This is a genomic window from Amycolatopsis sp. NPDC051071, from assembly GCF_040682875.1.
Classification (GTDB): Bacteria; Actinomycetota; Actinomycetes; order Mycobacteriales; family Pseudonocardiaceae; genus Amycolatopsis.
The window spans coordinates 1-17,826 of sequence record NZ_JBFBBY010000148.1; the positions used below are offsets into that span (position 1 = coordinate 1).

Annotated in this window: 18 protein-coding genes; 4 read left to right on the forward strand and 14 right to left on the reverse strand. The window is 69.3% G+C overall.

The features are described from left to right. Positions 1-358: 358 nt before the first annotated feature. Together AB0M65_RS32630 and AB0M65_RS32635 are read left to right on the forward strand one after the other, a co-directional pair. Positions 359-571: a BldC family transcriptional regulator gene (locus tag AB0M65_RS32630; protein WP_005151795.1), complete on the forward strand. Its 213-nt coding sequence runs from the start codon at positions 359-361 to the stop codon at positions 569-571. 149 nt (positions 572-720) lie between these two features. Next, entirely contained in the window at positions 721-903 is a 183-nt protein-coding gene (locus tag AB0M65_RS32635; RefSeq protein WP_364036365.1) for a hypothetical protein, read from the forward strand. A gap of 21 nt (positions 904-924) precedes the next feature. On the opposite strand, the gene AB0M65_RS32640 is transcribed toward AB0M65_RS32635, so the two are convergent. From AB0M65_RS32640 to hemL, 8 genes are all read right to left on the reverse strand, one after another. Then, entirely contained in the window at positions 925-2,346 is a 1,422-nt protein-coding gene (locus AB0M65_RS32640) for a MinD/ParA family protein (RefSeq protein ID WP_364036368.1), read from the reverse strand. 76 nt (positions 2,347-2,422) lie between these two features. Then, positions 2,423-3,394 carry a c-type cytochrome biogenesis protein CcsB gene (gene ccsB, locus AB0M65_RS32645; RefSeq protein WP_364036371.1) on the reverse strand — a complete coding sequence of 324 codons (972 nt, stop codon included), beginning with the start codon at positions 3,392-3,394 and terminating at the stop codon, positions 2,423-2,425. 5 nt (positions 3,395-3,399) lie between these two features. Beyond that, complete coding sequence (locus tag AB0M65_RS32650) at positions 3,400-4,998, reverse strand: cytochrome c biogenesis protein ResB (RefSeq protein WP_364036374.1); 1,599 nt, start codon at positions 4,996-4,998, stop codon at positions 3,400-3,402. Beyond that, a complete protein-coding gene (locus AB0M65_RS32655) occupies positions 4,995-5,768 on the reverse strand; it encodes a cytochrome c biogenesis CcdA family protein (protein WP_364036377.1) in 774 nt (257 codons plus the stop codon). The genes AB0M65_RS32650 and AB0M65_RS32655 overlap by 4 nt, the downstream gene beginning before the upstream one ends. A gap of 125 nt (positions 5,769-5,893) precedes the next feature. Next, on the reverse strand, positions 5,894-6,565 hold the full coding sequence (locus AB0M65_RS32660) for a rhomboid family intramembrane serine protease (protein ID WP_364036380.1): 672 nt from the start codon (positions 6,563-6,565) through the stop codon (positions 5,894-5,896). A gap of 61 nt (positions 6,566-6,626) precedes the next feature. Then, positions 6,627-7,208 (reverse strand): TlpA disulfide reductase family protein, encoded by a 582-nt coding sequence (locus tag AB0M65_RS32665; RefSeq protein ID WP_364036383.1) that lies wholly within the window; start codon positions 7,206-7,208, stop codon positions 6,627-6,629. Then, on the reverse strand, positions 7,205-7,837 hold the full coding sequence (locus AB0M65_RS32670; RefSeq protein ID WP_364036386.1) for a histidine phosphatase family protein: 633 nt from the start codon (positions 7,835-7,837) through the stop codon (positions 7,205-7,207). Before AB0M65_RS32670 ends, AB0M65_RS32665 begins: the two co-directional genes overlap by 4 nt. Next, positions 7,834-9,138, reverse strand: coding sequence for a glutamate-1-semialdehyde 2,1-aminomutase (gene hemL / locus AB0M65_RS32675; RefSeq protein ID WP_364036389.1), 1,305 nt, complete (start codon positions 9,136-9,138; stop codon positions 7,834-7,836). The genes AB0M65_RS32670 and hemL overlap by 4 nt, the downstream gene beginning before the upstream one ends. A gap of 178 nt (positions 9,139-9,316) precedes the next feature. Between hemL and AB0M65_RS32680 the strand changes: the two genes are divergently transcribed. After that, on the forward strand, positions 9,317-9,736 hold the full coding sequence (locus AB0M65_RS32680; RefSeq protein WP_364036413.1) for a TspO/MBR family protein: 420 nt from the start codon (positions 9,317-9,319) through the stop codon (positions 9,734-9,736). Here the strand turns inward: AB0M65_RS32680 and AB0M65_RS32685 are convergent. The 6 genes from AB0M65_RS32685 to AB0M65_RS32710 form a co-directional block, all read right to left on the reverse strand. After that, a complete protein-coding gene (locus AB0M65_RS32685) occupies positions 9,729-10,127 on the reverse strand; it encodes a hypothetical protein (RefSeq protein WP_364036392.1) in 399 nt (132 codons plus the stop codon). The two genes, AB0M65_RS32680 and AB0M65_RS32685, sit on opposite strands and share 8 nt — an antisense overlap. Beyond that, entirely contained in the window at positions 10,105-10,557 is a 453-nt protein-coding gene (locus AB0M65_RS32690) for a hypothetical protein (protein WP_364036395.1), read from the reverse strand. The genes AB0M65_RS32685 and AB0M65_RS32690 overlap by 23 nt, the downstream gene beginning before the upstream one ends. Next, a complete protein-coding gene (locus AB0M65_RS32695; protein ID WP_364036398.1) occupies positions 10,554-11,105 on the reverse strand; it encodes a hypothetical protein in 552 nt (183 codons plus the stop codon). The genes AB0M65_RS32690 and AB0M65_RS32695 overlap by 4 nt, the downstream gene beginning before the upstream one ends. Positions 11,106-11,176: 71 nt before the next feature. Next, a complete protein-coding gene (gene hemB, locus AB0M65_RS32700; protein WP_364036401.1) occupies positions 11,177-12,148 on the reverse strand; it encodes a porphobilinogen synthase in 972 nt (323 codons plus the stop codon). 253 nt (positions 12,149-12,401) lie between these two features. After that, positions 12,402-15,353, reverse strand: a complete 2,952-nt coding sequence (locus tag AB0M65_RS32705) for an SMC family ATPase (protein ID WP_364036404.1) — start codon at positions 15,351-15,353, stop codon at positions 12,402-12,404. Further along, the gene (locus tag AB0M65_RS32710) at positions 15,350-16,501 is read right to left on the reverse strand and encodes an exonuclease SbcCD subunit D (protein ID WP_364036407.1); all 1,152 of its coding nucleotides are present in this window, start codon (positions 16,499-16,501) and stop codon (positions 15,350-15,352) included. Before AB0M65_RS32710 ends, AB0M65_RS32705 begins: the two co-directional genes overlap by 4 nt. Positions 16,502-16,679: 178 nt before the next feature. Here AB0M65_RS32710 and rmuC point away from each other — a divergent pair, with 178 nt between their 5' ends. After that, entirely contained in the window at positions 16,680-17,594 is a 915-nt protein-coding gene (rmuC, locus tag AB0M65_RS32715) for a DNA recombination protein RmuC (RefSeq protein ID WP_364036410.1), read from the forward strand. Positions 17,595-17,826 lie beyond the last annotated feature (232 nt).

Genomic DNA, 17,826 nt, shown 5'->3' on the forward strand with positions numbered 1-17,826 from the left:
GCCGGAAGGTCCTCGTACCGGGTTGTACTCGGACCTTTCGGCCGTACGTCCAGCGGGAAGCTGGGCCGTCGAGACCCCGAAGGACTTCCGAAACCAACCACTTGGGCGGCACGGGCCGATTCGCATGACCAGGGCGCGTTTTCGTACTTCCGTGACAAGACCGCGGGGCCCGTAGGCACATGTCGTGGTTGTCGGTTTTGACCTTTAAGGGCTCTTTACTGTTGGACAACCGTTCGAGTACCTGACGGGTGAGATGCAACGATTGCCGCGTTGGCTACCCCGGCGTGACGGGCACAGGGCCCCTCTCGGCTTTGGCGCTAGAGCCGGTTTAGCAGTGAAGCCGTGAAGGAGGCGGAAAATGACCGCGACCATGGGCGGAAGGTTGCTCACCCCCGGTGAAGTGGCGGCCCTGTTCCGGGTTGACCCCAAGACCGTTACCCGTTGGGCGACGGCGGGCCGGATCGGCTCGATCCGCACTCCCGGCGGGCACCGCCGGTTCCGTGAGGCTGAAGTGAACGAGCTTCTCGCCGAGCTGACCACCGACGCCAGTGAACCCGCCCGCAAGGTTTGACCTGGTATTTCTCTTAAATACGACTCCGGTGACGAAGGGCGCAAAACGGCCCTTCGTCACATTGGGGTATCCGCAGGTCCCCCCGCGCGCGGCAAAGAGGCTAGCCTCGTGGGACTGAGCAACGTCCTCCACGCGGAAAGGGACCGAGCATGATCTATCTGCTCGCGGCCATCGGAGCGCTCACCGTCGCCGTGGTCTTGTGGCGCGCGTTCGGGATCGAGCGCGTCGGGGTGCCCTCGACGCGGCCGACGCTGGCCCCGGACGACGACCCCGACTTCCTGCGCAAGCTCGGTGAGCAGCAGCGCAAAGGTAAAGAGGACGACGAAGAGTAGGACGCCGCGGGCCTGGGTGAACTAGGGCTGGACCTGCCGGTACTGCTGGCCACCGAAACCGTCGGCGACGGTGGCGGCCAGTTCCAGTAGCCCCAGCCGGGTGTCGGCTTCGAGCCGGTCCAGTTCGATCTCGGCGCCCTCTTCCAGATGCAAGTCGAACGGGATCCGGCAGACGGACCGGACCCGCGCGCCGAAGTGCGCGGAGAGCTTGTCGAGGTCGACGGAGCCACCCTTGGGCCGCACCGAGTTGATCACCGCGACGGAGCGTTTGACCAGGTCGCCGTAGCCGTGCGCCTCCAGCCAGTCCAGTGTCGCCGAGGCACTGCGCGCGCCGTCCACGGAGCCTGAAGAGACCACGACCAGCGCGTCCGCGACGTCGAGGACACCCTTCATCGCCGAGTGCATCAGGCCGGTCCCGCAGTCGGTGAGCACGATGTTGTAGAAGTGCTCCAGCAGGTTGACCGTGCGCCGGTAGTCGTCCTCGGAGAACGCCTCCGAAACCGCCGGATCCTGTTCGCTGGCGAGGATCTCCAGCCGGCTGCCGCCCTGCGAGGTGTACGAGCGGACGTCGCTGTACCTGGTGATCTTGTCCGCGTCCCGCAGCAGATGACGCACGGTCGCGGTGGTCTCGATCGGGATCTTCTGCGACAGCGTCCCGCGGTCAGGGTTCGCGTCGACGGCGACGACCCGGTCACCACGCAGCGACGCGAACGTCGAGCCCAGCGTGGTGGTCGTGGTGGTCTTGCCGACGCCGCCCTTGAGGCTCAGCATCGCGATCTTGTAGCACCCGCGCAGCGGCTGGTTGATCTGCGCGATCAGTTCACGCTTACGGGTGTCGGCCGGGCTCTCCCCCGGGTTGACGAGCTTGCCGGTGCCCACGTAAAGCGCTTTGCGCCAACCCGACTGCGGTTTGCGCTTCTGCGGCTTGACCAGGCTCGCGGTGGCGAGTTCGTCCGGCAGCGCGTGCCTGCCCTGCGGTTGCGGAAGCCCCGGAACCGCGGCCTGCTGGACCGGCTGCGGCTGCTGCTGCGGCGCGTACTGCGGCTGCGCCGGGTACTGGGGTTGTTGCGGCTGCTGAGGCTGCAGGGGCGGCAGGTTCTGGTCGTAGGGCTGCTGCGGATACTGCCCATGCGACGGCTGCGGCAACGGCGGCTGCGCGGGCTGAGCAGGCTGCTGGGCCATTTGCGCGGGCGGCGGGGCGGGCTGAGCAGGCTGCTGCTGGGCGGCCTGCGCGGGCTGCTGCGCGTACGGGCCCTGCTGCGCGTACTCGGCCTGCTGCGCGTACTGCGGCTGCACGGCCTGCGTCGGCTCGGATTCGAAACCGCCACCCGCGTTCGGATGCGGTGCCGAGTCCGTCCGATCCTCGGAGAACAACTCCGAGGGCGGGGCGCTCTCGGTGGGTTCGGGGTGGCCAGGAGCCGATTCTTCGCTGGGTCCGGTCACCGCTGAATTCCTCCTCCGCGCACGTCTTTCCCTACCTCAGTATTGACGGTAGTCGGCACACGTGCAGCGGCGACGGTCAGCCCCCGGCGTAGGAGTGCAGACCCGAGGTCACCAGGTTCACGAAGAACAGGTTGAAGACCGTCGCGGAGAATCCGACGACGTTGATGATCGCGGCCCGCTTGCCGCGCCAGCCCGCGGTGGCGCGGGAGTGGAGGTACGCCGCGTAGACGACCCACGCCACGAAAGCGACGGTCTCCTTGGGGTCCCAGCCCCAGAACCGGCCCCATGCCGCCTCGGCCCACACGGCGCCGCACAGCACGCCGAAGGTGAAGACCGGGAAGGCGAAGATGGTGGTGCGGTAGGCGATGCGGTCGAGCACGTCCGCGGTCGGCAGCTTCGGGCCGAACTTGGCGAACTTCGCCGGGTTGTCGTCGTGGGCGGCGCGGAAGAGGTAGAGGACGCTCGCGACACCCGGCACGAGGAAGACACCCGAGCCGATGATGGCCGCGGAAACGTGGATGATCAGCCAGTACGACTGCAGTGCGGGCTGCACCGGCGCGGCCGTCGTGTACAGCATGGTGCCGTTGACGAACATCAGGATCACGACCGGCGTGAGCACGAAGCCGGTGAGGTGGCGGACCGGGAACTTCCGCAGGATGACGATCCAGGTCAGGACCGCGATGAAGGTCGTGGCCATGCCGTACTCGTACATGTTGCCCCACGGCGCGCGGTGCACGGCGAACCCGCGCAGCACGATCGCGGCCAGGTGCAGCAACGCGGCGAGCACCAGCAGCGCGGCACCCATGCGGCCGACGCGTTCGGGGCGGCCGACCTCACGCGGCGGCTCGGCGGGTGTCACGGTGCTCACCGACGGACCACCCGCGCCGACCAGTTCGCGGACGCGCTGCTTGCTGCGCTCCGCCGCCAGACGGCCCTTCGCCCCGAAACCCTGCTCGAACAGGGTGAACATCAGCGCGAGGACGTAAATCGCCGTCGCGGTGGTGTAGGAGTAGTCGCTGTACTGGGACAGCGTCTGGTTGATCGGCATGGCCTCTAGTTGCCTCTCTGCCCCTGGACCAGCTTGTCGCTGATCCGCTGGAACTCTTCGCCGTAGCCCGCCTGATCGGTGCGCGCCAGCCCGGCGACCTCGATCACGGTACCTGTCCCGCCTTCACGCGCCGGGGTCACCCGCACCCACACCCGACGCCGTTTGACCAGCAACGATCCCGCCAGCCCGATCAGCATCGCGACCGCGCAACCCAGCACCCAGCCCTGCACCGGGTCGTGCGAGACCTGGATGGCGACCCATTCCTGTACGCCGTCGAAGCGGACCTTCGTGCCGTCGTCCAGCACGGTCTCCTGGCCCTGGTCCAGGTTCTGCCGGGTGAGCTTCTTGAGCCTGCCGTCCTCGACGAGCGACTGGTCGATCTGGAAGATCGACTGCCCGCGGCCGGCGTCGAGCCCGAGGTCGCCGCGGTAGATGTCGACGGCCACCGCCGGTTTGTTCGCCTCCGGCCGCGACGACGTCAGCACGTTGCCGTGCATGAACGCGGTCGGGGCGAGGAGGCCGGTGATCGCGAGCTGCCGGGTGCGGCGCTCGATCGGGTCGGTGATGCCGGGCTGGTCGATCTTCGTCGCGCCTTCGGAGAGCTTCGTCGGCTCGTCGGCGGGACGCCACGGCGTGATGTTGGTCCGCACGGTGCCGTCGGGGAAGGTGACCGTGAACTTCGGGGAGTAGCCGAAGTTCAGCAGGTAGACGCGGTCGCCGGCGGTGCGCAGCGGCGAGTTGACCTCGAGCCCGTACGGCTTCCAGGTGCCGGTGTTCAGGTCGTCGCCGGACTGGTACTCCATATTGGAGTGGTAGTAGTTCGCCTGCCCGGCCGCGGTGTAGCGCGCCTCGAAGTCCTTCAGCCGGATGCAGAAGGGATTCAGGTCGGTGCCGTCGACACGCAACCCGGGGTTGAAGGTGTCGTAGCCGAGGATGCCGGAGTTGCACCACTGGCTGTTGTCGGCCTGGACGATGACCTGGCCTTCGTAACCGAAGAGCTTGCCGAGCGCGAAGAAGATGATCAGGCCGAGCATCCCGAAGTGGAAGACGAGGTTGCCGGTCTCGCGAAGGAAGCCTCGCTCGGCGGAGATGCTTCGCACGCCGTCGGCCTCTTCGCGCTCGATGCGGCGCCAGCCTTTGAGCAGCGCGTGAGTGTCCTTCATGACCGTCTCGGGCGTCCGGTCGGTCGTGGTGGACACGTGATGCGGCATCCGCGAGAGGCGGCGCGGGGTGATCACCGGCTTCGCACGCATCGCCTTGGCGTACTCGAAGCTGCGCGGCGCGAGGCAGCCGATGAGCGAGACCATCAGCAGGAGGTAGATCGCGGAGAACCAGACGCTGCCGTACACCTCGAAGAACTGCGTGCGGTCGAGCAGTTCGCCCCACCAGCCGTGCGCGGCGATGTACTCGTCGGTCTTGGCGGCGTTGAGGTTCCGTTGCGGCAGCAGGGCGCCGGGCATCGCGGCGAGCGCGAGCAGGAACAGCAGCACCAGCGCGGTGCGCATCGACGTCAGCCCACGCCAAGTATTGCGAAGGAAGGCGAGGACGCGCTTCAACGGCGTCTGGCGGAATTCGTGCTTCGGCGGAGCTTCAGTGGTGGTCACAAGGGCAGCCTGAGGTTGGTCACGAGGGTGTTCCGGATCCAGCCGGTCATGTCGCCCCACAGCCCGGTCACCAGCAGGACGCCGACGACCAGCAGCAGGGCGCCGCCGAAGACCTGCACCTGACGGCCGTGGCGGCGCAGCCAATCCGTCGCGCGGACGGCCCAGCGGGCGCCGAACGCGATGAGGAGGAACGGGACGCCGAGGCCGAGGCAGTAGACCAGGATCAGCACATACCCACGTGCTGCCGCCCCGCCGGTGGCGCTGGCCATGGACATGACCGCGGACAGCGTGGGCCCGATGCACGGCGTCCAGCCGAGCCCGAACACCGCGCCGAGCACCGGCGCGCCCCACAGCCCGCCGCGCGGTACGTGATGCGAGCGGAACTCGCGCTGCAGCCCGGGGATCCAGCCGAGGAACACCAGCGCCATCGCGATCGTCAGCACGCCGCCGAGGCGCTGGAGGAGGTCCATGTTGAACGCGACGGCGTCGGCGATCCAGACCAGCGTCCCCAGCGTCACCACGAAGACGACGGTGAACCCGAGCACGAACAGCGCCGCCGCGCCGACGACGGCGTAACGACCTTTCTTGCGCTCTTCGCCGGGGCTGACCGCCGGGGCGTCCGCGCCGACCAGCGCCGCCAGGTACGCGAGATACCCGGGCACCAGCGGCACGACGCACGGGGACGCGAAAGAGATCGTCCCGGCCAGCAGCGCGACACCCGCCGCGAGCAACAGCGGCCCCGAAAGCGCCAGCTCGGTAACGGAGTTCACGCAAAGGAGCGTAGGCAGTGTGGTCGAGGTGAACACGCCGGGGCGCCCTCAACGGGACCTACGTCGCATCCGATCAGGACGTTGGTCCCGTCGAGGACCCGCCGCGTTTAGTCCTCTAAATGCGGTTACTTGAGGGCGTCGGGTGGCGTGAGCGGGATGGCCGGGAAGGCGGGGGCGGCGGATACCGGCTTGGGACGGCGGTCCCGGAACACCCAGCCGCCCGCGAGGCCGCCGAGGAAGCCGAAAAGGTGCGCCTGCCAGCTGACGCCCGCGTCCTGCGGGAACAGGTTCGTGAACTGGTACGCGAAGCACAACGCCATCACCAGCCCGATCACGATGTCGATCTTGTGCCGGTCGAAGATCCCGCGGACGAGCACGTACCCGAAGTACCCCATCACCAGGCCGCTCGCGCCGACCCCGACCGTGCCGGAGTCGTGCAGGGTCCAGGCGCCGAGCCCGCTCGTCACCGCGATCAGGATCGTCACGCTGAGGAACTTCTTCACCCCTCGATACGCGGCGAGGAACCCGAAGATGAACAGAGGTCCGGAGTTGAACTCGATATGTCCCCAGCTCGCGTGCATGAGCGGCGCGGTGAGCACGGTGGGCAGCGAACTGATCTCCCGCGCCCGTGTCCCGTATTCGAGAGCGAGCTCGTAGCCGTCGATGGCGTTGTAGATCTGGATCAGCCAGAGGACGACGAGCACGCCGACCATGACCCAGAGGGCCTTCTTGGCCTCCGCGATCATGGCCTCGGCGTCACGTTGACCGGATCTGGGTACGTCCGCGGCAGTCGTCATTTCCTTCTCCCCAGTTCAGTGCCGCCCCACGCGGCGCCATGAGGATAACCAGCCCCCGCGTTCAGGCGGGTTCGGCGGCCAGGCGCTCGACGACGGGCAGCAGGTCCGACGCCAGCAGGTCCCGCAGGAAGACCGCCGCGACGCGGTGCTGTTTGTCCAGCACGATCGTCGACGGGATGATGTTGCGCGGGTAGCCAGAGAGCTGCAGCAGCGTCCGCCCCGCCGGATCGTAGATCGACGGGTAGGTCAGCTTCCGGTCCCGCATGAAGTCCTGCGCCGGCGCCCGGTCGTTGTCCCGCAGGTCGATGCCGACCACCTGGACACCGGACGCCTTCGTCTGGTCGTAGACCTTCTGCATCTCCGGCGCCTCGACGCGGCACGGCCCGCACCATTGACCCCACAGGTTCAGCACGATGACCTTGCCGGGGAAGTCGGCGATCGAGAGCCGCTTGCCCTCGTTCATCAGATCGTCGCCGGACAACGCCGGTGACTGCTGCCGGTCGGCGACGTCGTAGGTGATGTCGACCTTCCCACCCGGCGACACGAAGTTGAACGTGCCACCGGTGACGACGGCGTCCTTCCCGGTGGTGCAGCCGGTGACGGCGAGCGCCAGTACGAGAACAGCCGCCAGGAGCCGCTTCACGCGCCGGTCACCTTCGGGTCGGTCGTGCCGGCGGGCTCGCTGTAGACGATCCGTACGAGCTCTTCGCCTTCGAAGACCAGGCTGGTCAGCGAAGCGAGTGAGCACTGCCGGTTCCGCGGGTCGTGCCAAAGCCGCTTCGCCTCCAGGAACCGCCGTACGGTCCAGATCGGCAGCTGGTGCGAGACGCACAGCGCCTCGTGCCCCTCCGCCGCCTGCCGCGCGCGGTAGATCGCGCCGAGCATGCGGTGCGCGATCTCGACATACGGCTCGCCCCACGACGGCCGGAACGGGTTGACCAGCTTCGGCCAGTGCTTCGGCTGACGCAGCGCGCCGTCGCCGACGGCGACCCGCTCACCCTCGAACTGGTTGTCCGCCTCGATCAGCCTGTCGTCGGTGTCGACGTCGAGCCGGTGCGCGGCGGCGATCGGCGCGGCGGTCTCCTGAGCGCGCTGAAGCGGCGAAGCGACGACATGTGTGATGTCGTGCTTCGCGACGGCTTCGGCGACCGTCAGCGCCTGGCGCTGTCCGCGGTCCGACAGTTTGAAGCCGGGCAGGCGGCCGTACAGGATCTTGTCCGGGTTGTGCACCTCACCGTGGCGGAGCAGGTGCACAATCGTCGTCTCGCTCACGCCTGGACCGCCTCGGCCGCCGCACGGGCGGCCACCCGCAGCGCGGACTCGATGATCTCGAACTCGGCATCGCCCATGGCCGCGTTGACGAACCACGCCTCGTACGCGCTCGGCGGCCCGTAGACGCCGTTGTCCAGCAACGCGTGGAAGAACGCCGGGAACCGCCAGGTCTCCGAAGCCTGCGCGCCCGGGTAGTTCGTCACCGGGCCGTCGCTGAAGAACACGCTGACCAGGTTGCCCGCGTACTGCACGGTGTGCGTGACACCGGCCTCGGTCAGCGACCGGCCGAACAGGTCGCCGAGCCGCTTCGCGTTGGCGTCGAGGGCGGCGTACACGGCGTCGTCGGCCGCGCGCAGCGTCGCGAGACCGGCGGCGACGGCGACGGGGTTCCCCGACAGCGTCCCTGCCTGGTACACCGGCCCGCCCGGGGCCAGTTTCGCCATGACGTCGGCGCGTCCGCCGAAGGCCGCGGCCGGCAGCCCGCCGGACATCACCTTGCCGAAGGTGTACAGGTCACCGGCGACGCCTTCGAGGCCGAACCAGCCCGCCTTGGAAACGCGGAACCCGGTCATCACCTCGTCCATGATCAGCAGCGCGCCGTGATCGCGGGCGATCTCCTTGAGCCCGGCGTTGAAACCCTCGGCGGGGGCGATGGCACCCATGTTGCCGGCTGCCGCTTCGGTGATGATCGCCGCGATCGACTCCGGGTTGTCCACAAAGGACTTACGGACCGCGTCGAGGTCGTTGTAGGGCAGGACGATCGTGTCGGCCGCCTGAGCGCCGGTGACGCCGGGCGACGTCGGCAGGCCGAGCGTCGCGACGCCGGAACCCGCTTCGGCGAGCAGCGCGTCGACGTGGCCGTGATAGCAGCCCGCGAACTTGATGATCTTCGCCCGGCCGGTGAACCCCCTGGCCAGCCGGATCGCGCTCATCGTCGCCTCGGTGCCGGAGTTGACCAGGCGAACCTGCTCCACCGGCTCGACGCGGCCGATGATCTCCTCGGCCAGTTCGACCTCGCCGAGGGTCGGCGTGCCGAACGACAGGCCGTTGACGGCGGCTTCGCGCGCGGCGGAGACGACGTCCGGATGCGCGTGCCCGAGGATCATCGGCCCCCACGAGGAGACCAGATCGACGTAGCGGTTGCCGTCGGCGTCCCAGAGATACGGACCCTCACCGCGCACCATGAACCGCGGGGTGCCGCCGACGGAGTTGAAAGCCCGCACCGGGGAGTTCACCCCGCCCGGGACCACGGCTTTCGCTCGTTCGAACCATGCCTTGGACTGATCGACTCCGGTAGTCACCTCCCCAGTCTCGCAAATACCGGATGACACCCGCCGCCGAGTCCTCGCGGTCCCGGCGAGGCGTGACCGGTCCCACTAGGGTGAAAGCACTCCTGACGAACCTCGCGGAGGGATCCACGTGTCCACGCCGTCCCACCACCGGCGCTTGCGCTGGCAGGCGCTGGCCGGCTTCGTCGCCATGTCGGCGATCGTGGGCGGGGTCGCCGCACTGGCCGTGGCCACCCGCCCGGAGGTGCACAACCTGCTGGCACGCCCGTCGTGGGCACCGCCGGGCTGGCTCTACGGTCCGGTGTGGTCGGCCCTGCTCCTGGTGGTCGCCTTCGCGGGCTGGAGCTACTGGCGGACCGACGGCGAAACGCGCGGCTTCGCCCTCTACGGCGTCTGCCTGCTGCTGACCCTGCTGTGGACGCCGCTGTTCTTCGCCGGCGGCGCGCACGTCCTGGCGCTCGCCGACGTCGTCGTGCTGGACCTCGTCGTGGCCGTCACGATGCTGGAGTTCGCGCGCCGGTCGAAGCTCGCGGCCTGGCTGCTCGTGCCGTACCTGCTGTGGCTGCTGTTCTCGACCGCGGTCAACGCCGCGGTCGTCTGGCTCAACTGAGCCCGTGTCTGGAGTGCGGGGGCTCCTTGGGCTCGCGCCCCTTGACCCGGACGGCGAGCAGGAACTGCCGGATCGCGTCCACCACGAGGAGCGCGGCCAGCACACCCAGCCCGATGGCACCGGCGAGCGGGCCGCCGAAGTACCGCTGCGATTCGAGCGTCGTGTCGCCGTAGGTGATCACGACGGGGACGACACCTGCCTTCCAGCACGCGAAGGCACCCCACACCGCGAGCGCGGCGAGGATCAGCTCGACCGCCCCCACCAGAGCACGCAGGGGTTTGTGCAGCCGGGCCGCGGGCCGGGTGTCCTCCGGCGGCCACAGCTCGGCCCCGGTCGGCTGGGGAAGGTCGATCACGATGAGCAGCTTCTCATGACTCTGTGGTGCGAGCACGCACCAAACCCTCGAGTGCCTCGCGCAAGGCGTCCGGATCCTTGGCCCAGGCACGGACGAAGACGCCGTCATCGAGCTTCAGCGCGACTTCGTCGTACTTCTTGGGGATCGTCCAGCCGCCGCCGAGCACGCGCGAACCGACCGGGGCCTCGTCTTCGAGAACCTCGGCGATCCGGGCCGCCTCCAGCGTTTCCCTGCCCTGCCGGTAGCCGTCGGCGGTGACTTCGAGCGAAAGGTACCGGCGGCGGGCGTACACCCACGGCACGGTGATCAGCACCAGCCCGGCCGCGACCAGGATCCAGGCGAGCCAGTGCACCGGCCCGCCGGTCACCAGTTCGGCGAGCAACCCGGCGAGGGCGAACAGCGGTGCCCACAGCAACGCCGTCCAGCCGACACCGGGTTCGCCGTAGAGGGCCGGCTCGGGCGTCATGGCAGCTCGCGCCCGACCTTCGGGAAGTGGTCGGACACACTGGGCAGGTACATCAGGATCAGCGCGATCGCCACCAGCAAGGTGGCCACCAGCAGGAACACGTTGAGCGCGCCGCGAAGTACGAGCAGCTCCACCAGCACCAGAAAGACCGCCCCCACGGTCAGCACGGTCCTGGCCGAACGCGTCCCCTCGCGGGCCTTGTAGGCGAACAACGCGAACAGGACGGCGAAGGTGACTGCCCCGGCGAGGAGCAGCCAAAGCAGCTTCTCGATGCCGGACGCGATCTGCGCCGGGTCGAGCGGCTGCCCAGGTACCGGGTTGGCGGTGACCTGCTTGACGACTCCGTCGGTCAGTTGCTGCTTCAACGCCAGGAGGGCGATCTGCCCGACGATCAGGACGACCCCGGCCCCGATCCACAGCCAGAACGAGATGGCGACCGGCTTCGGCACCGTGATCTTCTTCGCCTTCTGGCCGGGGAGAATCGGATCAGGCGCCCTCCCCCGCACGCGGCGCTCGTCGTCGGTTTCGTCGGCTGTGCTGTCGCTCACGCCGGGCAGCCTACGTGGTTCCGCAGGCCAGAGCGTTGGCGCCCGGGTAGCTTGTGCGCGAATCGACGCGATCAGTCCAGCCAAGCGGCGGCTTCGGTGGCCCAGTAGGTGAGGATCATGTCCGCGCCGGCCCGGCGGATGGACGTCAGCACCTCGAGGATCGTGCGCTCGCGGTCGAGCCAGCCGTTCGCCGCGGCGGCCTCGACCATCGCGTACTCACCCGAGATGTTGTATGCCGCGACGGGAACCGGCGAGGCCTCCGCTGCCGCCCTGATGACGTCCAAATAGGACAGTGCGGGCTTGACCATGACCATGTCCGCGCCCTCGGCGATGTCCAGCTCGATCTCACGCAGCGCCTCACGCACGTTGCCCGGATCCTGCTGGTAAGTCTTGCGGTCGCCCTTCAGCTGCGAATCGACGGCCTCGCGGAAGGGGCCGTAGAACGCGCTGGCGAACTTCGCCGAGTAGGCGAGGATGCCGGTGTCAGTGCGTCCCGCGCGGTCGAGGGCGGCGCGGATGACGCCGACCTGGCCGTCCATCATCCCGCTGGGCCCGAGCAGATGCGCACCCGCTTCCGCCTGCGCCAGAGCCATTTCCGCGTACACGCGCAGCGTCGCGTCGTTGTCGACACCGCCGTCGGAGTCGAGGACGCCGCAGTGGCCGTGGTCGGTGAACTCGTCGAGACAGGTGTCGGCCATCAGAACCGTCGAGTCGCCGAGTTCGGCCCTCAAGTCGCGCAGGGCGACGTTGAGGATGCCGTCCGGGTCGATCGCGCCGGAGCCCTCGGCGTCACGGGTCTTCGGAATGCCGAACAGCATCAGGCCGCCGACGCCGGCGTTGACCGCGTCGACGGCGGCTTTGCGCAGCGTATCGCGGGTGTGCTGGACGACCCCGGGCATGCTGGAGATCGGGCGGGGCGCGTCGATACCCTCGGCCACGAACATGGGGAGGATCAGCTGGCGCGGGCGCAGTGTCGTCTCACCGGCCAGCCTGCGCATGGCCGGAGTGGTGCGGAGCCTGCGGGGACGATGCTCAGGAAACACTCCATAGACGGTACTCCCGCCCGCTTGAGAAACGGTCCGCAGGCGCGGCTCATCGATCCGGTCGGGCGGCGGCCCCTCAGCTCAGAGAGGGTAAAGAATCACCTTTGCCCGTTTTGTGACCGGTGTGACGGCGCCGTGTGTCATGAGGGGTCCCCATAGGGCACTTTTCGTCCTATGGGGACCCCTCATGACACTGGGCGGGGCTGAGCGGGGCCGGGCTGAGCGGGGCAGGGCAGGGCCGGGCCGGGCCGGGTCAAGCGGCGTGGATCTCCACGGTCGAGCCGGTGCGCGCCTTCCGCACCCGCAGCCGGGTCGGGATCCGCTGCCGCAGCTCCTCGACGTGTGAAACCAGGCCGACCACGCGTCCGCCCGCGCGAAGTTCGTCGAGGATGTTCATGACGATGTCGAGCGTTTCGGCGTCCAGCGTCCCGAAGCCCTCGTCGATGAACAGGGTGTCCAGTAGCGCTCCGCCGGTTTCGGCGGCGACGACGTCAGCGAGGCCCAGAGCCAGCGAAAGGGACGCGAGGAAGGACTCGCCGCCCGAGAGCGTCTTCGCGGGCCGGATGGCGCCGGAGTAGTCGTCGAGCACGTCGAGCCCGAGCCCGCCGCGAGTGCCGCGGGCTCCGGCCGCGTCGGAGTGCACGAACGAATAGCGGCCTTGGCTCATCGTCCGCAGGCGCGCGGTCGCGGCCACCGCGACCTCCTCCAGCCGCGCGGCCAGTACATACGAACGCAGCGACATCTTCCGCGCGTTCTGCCCGCGTCCGTTGACCACCTCGGCGAGTGCCTTCAGTTCGAGGTACCGCTCCTCGACCGGGGCCAGCTCCGCCATCAGCGACGTCATCCGATCGGCGACCTTCGTCAGGTCGGCGTGCCGGGCCGTGGCCGTCCGCAGCACCACCAGCGCCTGTTCGGCTTCGCCCCGGGTGTCCTGCGCGGCGTCGGCCGAAGCGGCGACGTCGATCTCGTCCTCCGGCGAGATGCCGAAGAGTTCGGGCTGCGCGAGTTCCTGACGCGCGGCCTGATCCATCACCTTCGCGTCGGCGAGGCTGTTCTCGAGTTTCACGATCTGCTCGTCCGGCCGCGATGCCGTGCGCATCTCGTCGAGATCGGCGAAACCCTTGGCCCGCAACGCTTCCTTGACCAGTTTGGCTTGTTCGTCGCGCCGCTCGGCCGCGCCGAGGACACCGAGCCGAGCCTCGGCCAGCGCGTCGAGCCGGGTCGCGAAGCCGAGCAAGTGCCGCCGCCGGGTGCCGACGTCGGGGAACTCGCCGCGTGCGGATTCCAGCCGTCGTTCCCGTTCGGCCAGCCGTTCCGTGAGGCCGCGGACCTCGGTCGCGACCTCGACCGCGTACTGCTCGGCCTTGCGACGGCGTTCGGTCAGCTGCTCGACCTTCCGTTCCAGGTCACCGAGCCGGGTCTCGAGAACGGGCTTGCGACGAGCCGCCTCCGACAACGCGGCGACCAGATCGCGAGCCTCGCTGAGGGCGGCCTTCAGCGACTCCGCGGTGCGGCCGTCCAGCCGCTCGACCAGAACGGCCAGCCGGTTTTCGGCCTCCTGCGACGAGGCTTTCGCCTGCTCACGCCGGACGTCGGCCTGCTGCTCCGCGACTTCGGCGCGGCGCTCGTCCTCGGGATCGACCAGGCCGGCGATCCGCGTGGCGGGCACCGGATGCCCGGTCGCCCCACAAACCGGGCAGTTCTCACCCGCGCGCAGTCCCGCGGCGAGTTCGGCCGCCATCCCGTCGAGGCGCCGCTCCCGCAGGTCCAGCCGATGCGCACGAGCTCGCAGGTGGACGTCCACGGCCTCGCTCACCGCCGAACGCGTCCGGGTGACGGCCTGCTCCGCCTTCGGGATCTCATCGGCGTCCCGGACCAGCGCGGTCAACTCGTCGACACGAGTGCGGACGCCGTCGAGCTTCGCTTCGGCTTCGGCGGCCGAGAGCGCTTCGGCCCGCAGCGCGGCGACCCTCTCCGGCGCGGCGGCGAGTTCGACGGCGAACTCCTCGGCCTGCTTCTTCGCCTTCTCGGCGGCGGCGTTCAGCTGGTCGCGGCGAACCAGATCCTGGTGCTGCTGCTCGCTTTCGGCCACGAGTTCCGCGAGCGCCCCGGCCTCTTCACGCACGCCACCCGCACGAGCACGAAGCTCGGCAGCGGAACTGTCCCCGGCGTCAGGCACTTCTTGGGCCCGGAGCGCTTCGGCGGCTTCGGCCTCGGCGAGCTGATCCCAGCGGCGTTCGAGGAGATCGGCCTCCGCGACGACTCCCGCCGCACGATGGGCGGCTTCGACCTCCTCCGCCCACTCCGCGCGCTGCCCCGCTTGTTCGGCGATCACGGAAAGCCGCGTGTACGCGGTCCTGACCCGGCGGATGCGTTCGGCGGTGGACCGGTTCTCCTGCCAGACGGCCTCGGCGGTCTTCGCCGCTTTCCGGGCCTTCTCCTCACGTTCTCGCGCCTCGGCGACGCGCTCGGCCGATTCGGCGAGGATCGCGTCGACCCACTCGGCCTGTCCTTCTTCGGGCGCCTCCTGCCGGGCGACCTGCGCGAACCGCGCGATCCACTCCCGCAGCGACTGCTGACGCTTCTGAAGTTCGCGGCCACGTTCGGCCCGCAGGTTCGCGAACCAGTCCTCGACGCACGCGAACCGCTCGGTGCCGAACAGCCGCTCCAGCAACTCCTCGCGCTCGGCGGTGTTCGCGCGCAGAAACCGCGCGAACTCGCCTTGCGGCAGCAAGACCACCTGGAAGAACTGTTCGTGTGTCATCCCGATGAGGCGCTCGACCGTGCGCGCGACCTCGTCGATCCGGGTGATGCCTTCCGCGACGTGCCCGGCGGGCACCGTGCCGACCCAGCTCAGCACCGCCTTCGCCTGCTGGATGGTCATTCCCTCGCCGCGCCGCTTCGGCCGCTGGTACTCGGGGTTGCGCGCGATGCGCATCCGCTGGCCCTGCACGGTCAGTTCGAGGACGACCTCGGTGATCTGATCGCGGTCGGCGAGATCGCAGCGCAGCCGTTTGACCTCGCCACGCGCGCCGGGGACCGTGCCGAACAACGCGAACGCGATGGCGTCGAGCAGGGTCGTCTTCCCCGCGCCGGTGTCGCCGTGGAGCAGGAAGAGACCGTCGGTGCCAAGCACGTCGAAGTCCACCACCTCGCGGCCCGCGTACGGACCGAAAGCGGCGACCTCCAACCGGTGCAGCCTCATACTTCGCGCTCCCTGCCCGCGGCACCCAAGGCGGCCAGCACCAACCGCTCCTCGCTCTCCGACGGCGTGGAACCGCGACAGTCTTCGAGGAAGCTACGCGTGATCTCGACGTCGGATCGCCCTCGGACGGCATCGGCGTACTTCAGCACCGCACCGCCGTGACCGCCCTCCGGCAGCCAGTCCATATGCACGGCGTGAGGGAACCGCTCGCGCAGCTTGCGCATGGCGTCGATCGGGCGGACCCGGTCGGTGACGGTGAACGAAAGGAAGTGTTCGGTGAGGTCGTCGTGTTCCGGGTCCGACAGCAGGTCCGCCAGCTCACCGCGGAGCATGGCGAGAGGCCGCGGTACCGGCAGTTCGTGACGCCGGACCTCCGCGAGGCCGTCCGCGTCGAGATGCACCAGCCACACCGATTTCCGTTGGCGTGTCTCGGAAAACGAGTATGCCAGCGGGCTGCCGGAATAACGCAGGTGCTCGGCGAGGGTCTGCGGGCCGTGCAGATGGCCGAGCGCGACGTAGTCGACACCGTCGAACACCGAACCCGGCACCTGCTCGACGCCGCCGACCGCGATGGTCCGCTCGGAGTCGGTCGGCTCGCCGCCGGTGACGAAGGCGTGCGCGAGGATCACCGACCGCGTTCCGGACGGCCGCCCCGCGAGGTCCTCCCGGATCCGCCGCATCGCTTCGGTGAGGACGCCGGTGTGGCCGCGGGCCTCGGGCACGCCGAGAGCGTGGCGTGCGGGCTCCGGTTCGAGATACGGGATGCCGTAGACGGCGACCTCGCCGTGTTCGTCGGAAAACAGCACCGGCTCGGCGAGACCGTCGATCGTGGCACGCAGGTGCAGCCCGCCCGCCGCGGCGAAGTCCGCGAACGCGCCCAGCCGCGGCGCGGAGTCGTGGTTGCCGGGCGTCATCACGAGCCGTGCCCCGGCCTGACGGAGCCTGCCGAGCGCGGTGGTGGCCACGCGGACGGCCTCCGCCGAGGGCACCGCCCGGTCGTAGATGTCCCCGGACACGAGCACGACGTCGACCGACTCGGCGGCCACGAGGTCGGCGAGGTGACTGAGCACGGCGTCTTGCTCGGCGAGCAGATCGGCGCCGTGGAAGGTGCGGCCGATATGCCAGTCGGACGTGTGCAGGAGCTTCACGCAGCCCAAGGTAGGGCCGCGCACCGGCCGGAGAGGGGAGGCGCGCCCTTGGTGACGCCGCGCTTTCCGACACGCCGGGGACGGCGCAGGTCAGATACGGAGCGCGACCGGGCCGTGGCGTTTTTGTCGGTGGCTTCCGCCATGATGTCCCCGACTCGGATCCGGAGGGGAGGTACCGGTGGAGACGGTGATCACCACCGCCGCCGTCGTGCTCGCGTTGCTGCTTCTCGTGGCCGTCGCGTTGCTGTGGCGGCTGTACAACGACGGCATGCGCCGGGCGGACGCGGCGGCGAAACTGGTCGCCGCCGAACGGGCGAAAGGGGATCAGCAGCAACTCGCGCTGCGCCGGTACGAGGTGGCGTTCGCCTCGATCAGTGGACGCGGCGAGCTTGGCGAGCAGGTGCTGCTCGAAACCGCCCGCGCGCTCGGGCTTCGCGAGGAGCTGCACTTCACCCTGCAAACGGACCTGGCAGGCGGCGGTGCCGCGAAACCGGACATGGTGCTGCGGGTCGGCGGCGGGCGCACGGTGCCGGTCGACGCCAAGGCGAGCATGGCCTGCTGGGCCGAAGCGGTCGAGACGAACGATCCCGAAGAACGGCTGGACGCGCTGCGCGTGCACGTCCGGCAACTGCGGTCACGGGCGGCCGAACTGGCAGGCAAGGGATATCAGCGCTGGGCCGACGCGATCTACGGGACCATCATGTTCGTCCCGTCCGACGCCGCCGTCGTCGCCGCACTGGACACCGACCCGGAGCTGCTGCGCTGGATGCTGGATCGTCGGGTGTTCGTCTGCGGACCGACCGGATTCGCCGTACTGGCTTCCGCGGCACTGTTCGCGGCGACCGAACGCGCGCTGGTCGAGGACGTCGAGCAGGTCCGGGCCGGAGCGGCGGCCGCGCACCGGGCCGCGGGCAACGCGGTCGACGCGCTGAACCTGTCGAGCACCCACCTGCAGCGCTTCATCTCGGCACGACGCCGGGAGCTGGAAGCACTCGAAAGTTTCCGCAGCACCGTCTCCCCGCTGACGGACGCGGCAGGCAGCCCGGCGCCGGTGCCGCTGATCAGGAAGGCGGACGAGCTCCCGGCGAGCTGACGACCGCGGTTCACGACCTCGTGAGTGATTTGGGTCGTTCTAATGACGGGTGTTTTAGGTACCTACGGCGGGTGAGCCGGGTAGCGGCCGGTCCTCGAAGGACTCCTTGAGGGACCAGAGTCCCTCAAGGTTCCCCTCACCCGTCCCGAAAGGCCATCACGAGCCCCAGCAGCATCACCAGTCACAACAGCGGCGCGTGAAGGACCCCTTCCCTCGGCTGAGCCGAGAGATA

What these genes read in the sequence shown, in the direction of transcription:
- AB0M65_RS32630 (WP_005151795.1), top strand. Translation starts at nt 359, where the DNA reads ATGACCGCGACCATGGGCGGAAGGTTGCTCACCCCCGGTGAAGTGGCG.
- AB0M65_RS32635 (WP_364036365.1), top strand. Translation starts at nt 721, where the DNA reads ATGATCTATCTGCTCGCGGCCATCGGAGCGCTCACCGTCGCCGTGGTC.
- ccsB (WP_364036371.1), bottom strand. Translation starts at nt 3,394, where the DNA reads ATGCCGATCAACCAGACGCTGTCCCAGTACAGCGACTACTCCTACACC.
- AB0M65_RS32660 (WP_364036380.1), bottom strand. Translation starts at nt 6,565, where the DNA reads ATGACGACTGCCGCGGACGTACCCAGATCCGGTCAACGTGACGCCGAG.
- AB0M65_RS32680 (WP_364036413.1), top strand. Translation starts at nt 9,317, where the DNA reads ATGTCGGCGATCGTGGGCGGGGTCGCCGCACTGGCCGTGGCCACCCGC.
- AB0M65_RS32690 (WP_364036395.1), bottom strand. Translation starts at nt 10,557, where the DNA reads ATGACGCCCGAGCCGGCCCTCTACGGCGAACCCGGTGTCGGCTGGACG.
- AB0M65_RS32705 (WP_364036404.1), bottom strand. Translation starts at nt 15,353, where the DNA reads ATGAGGCTGCACCGGTTGGAGGTCGCCGCTTTCGGTCCGTACGCGGGC.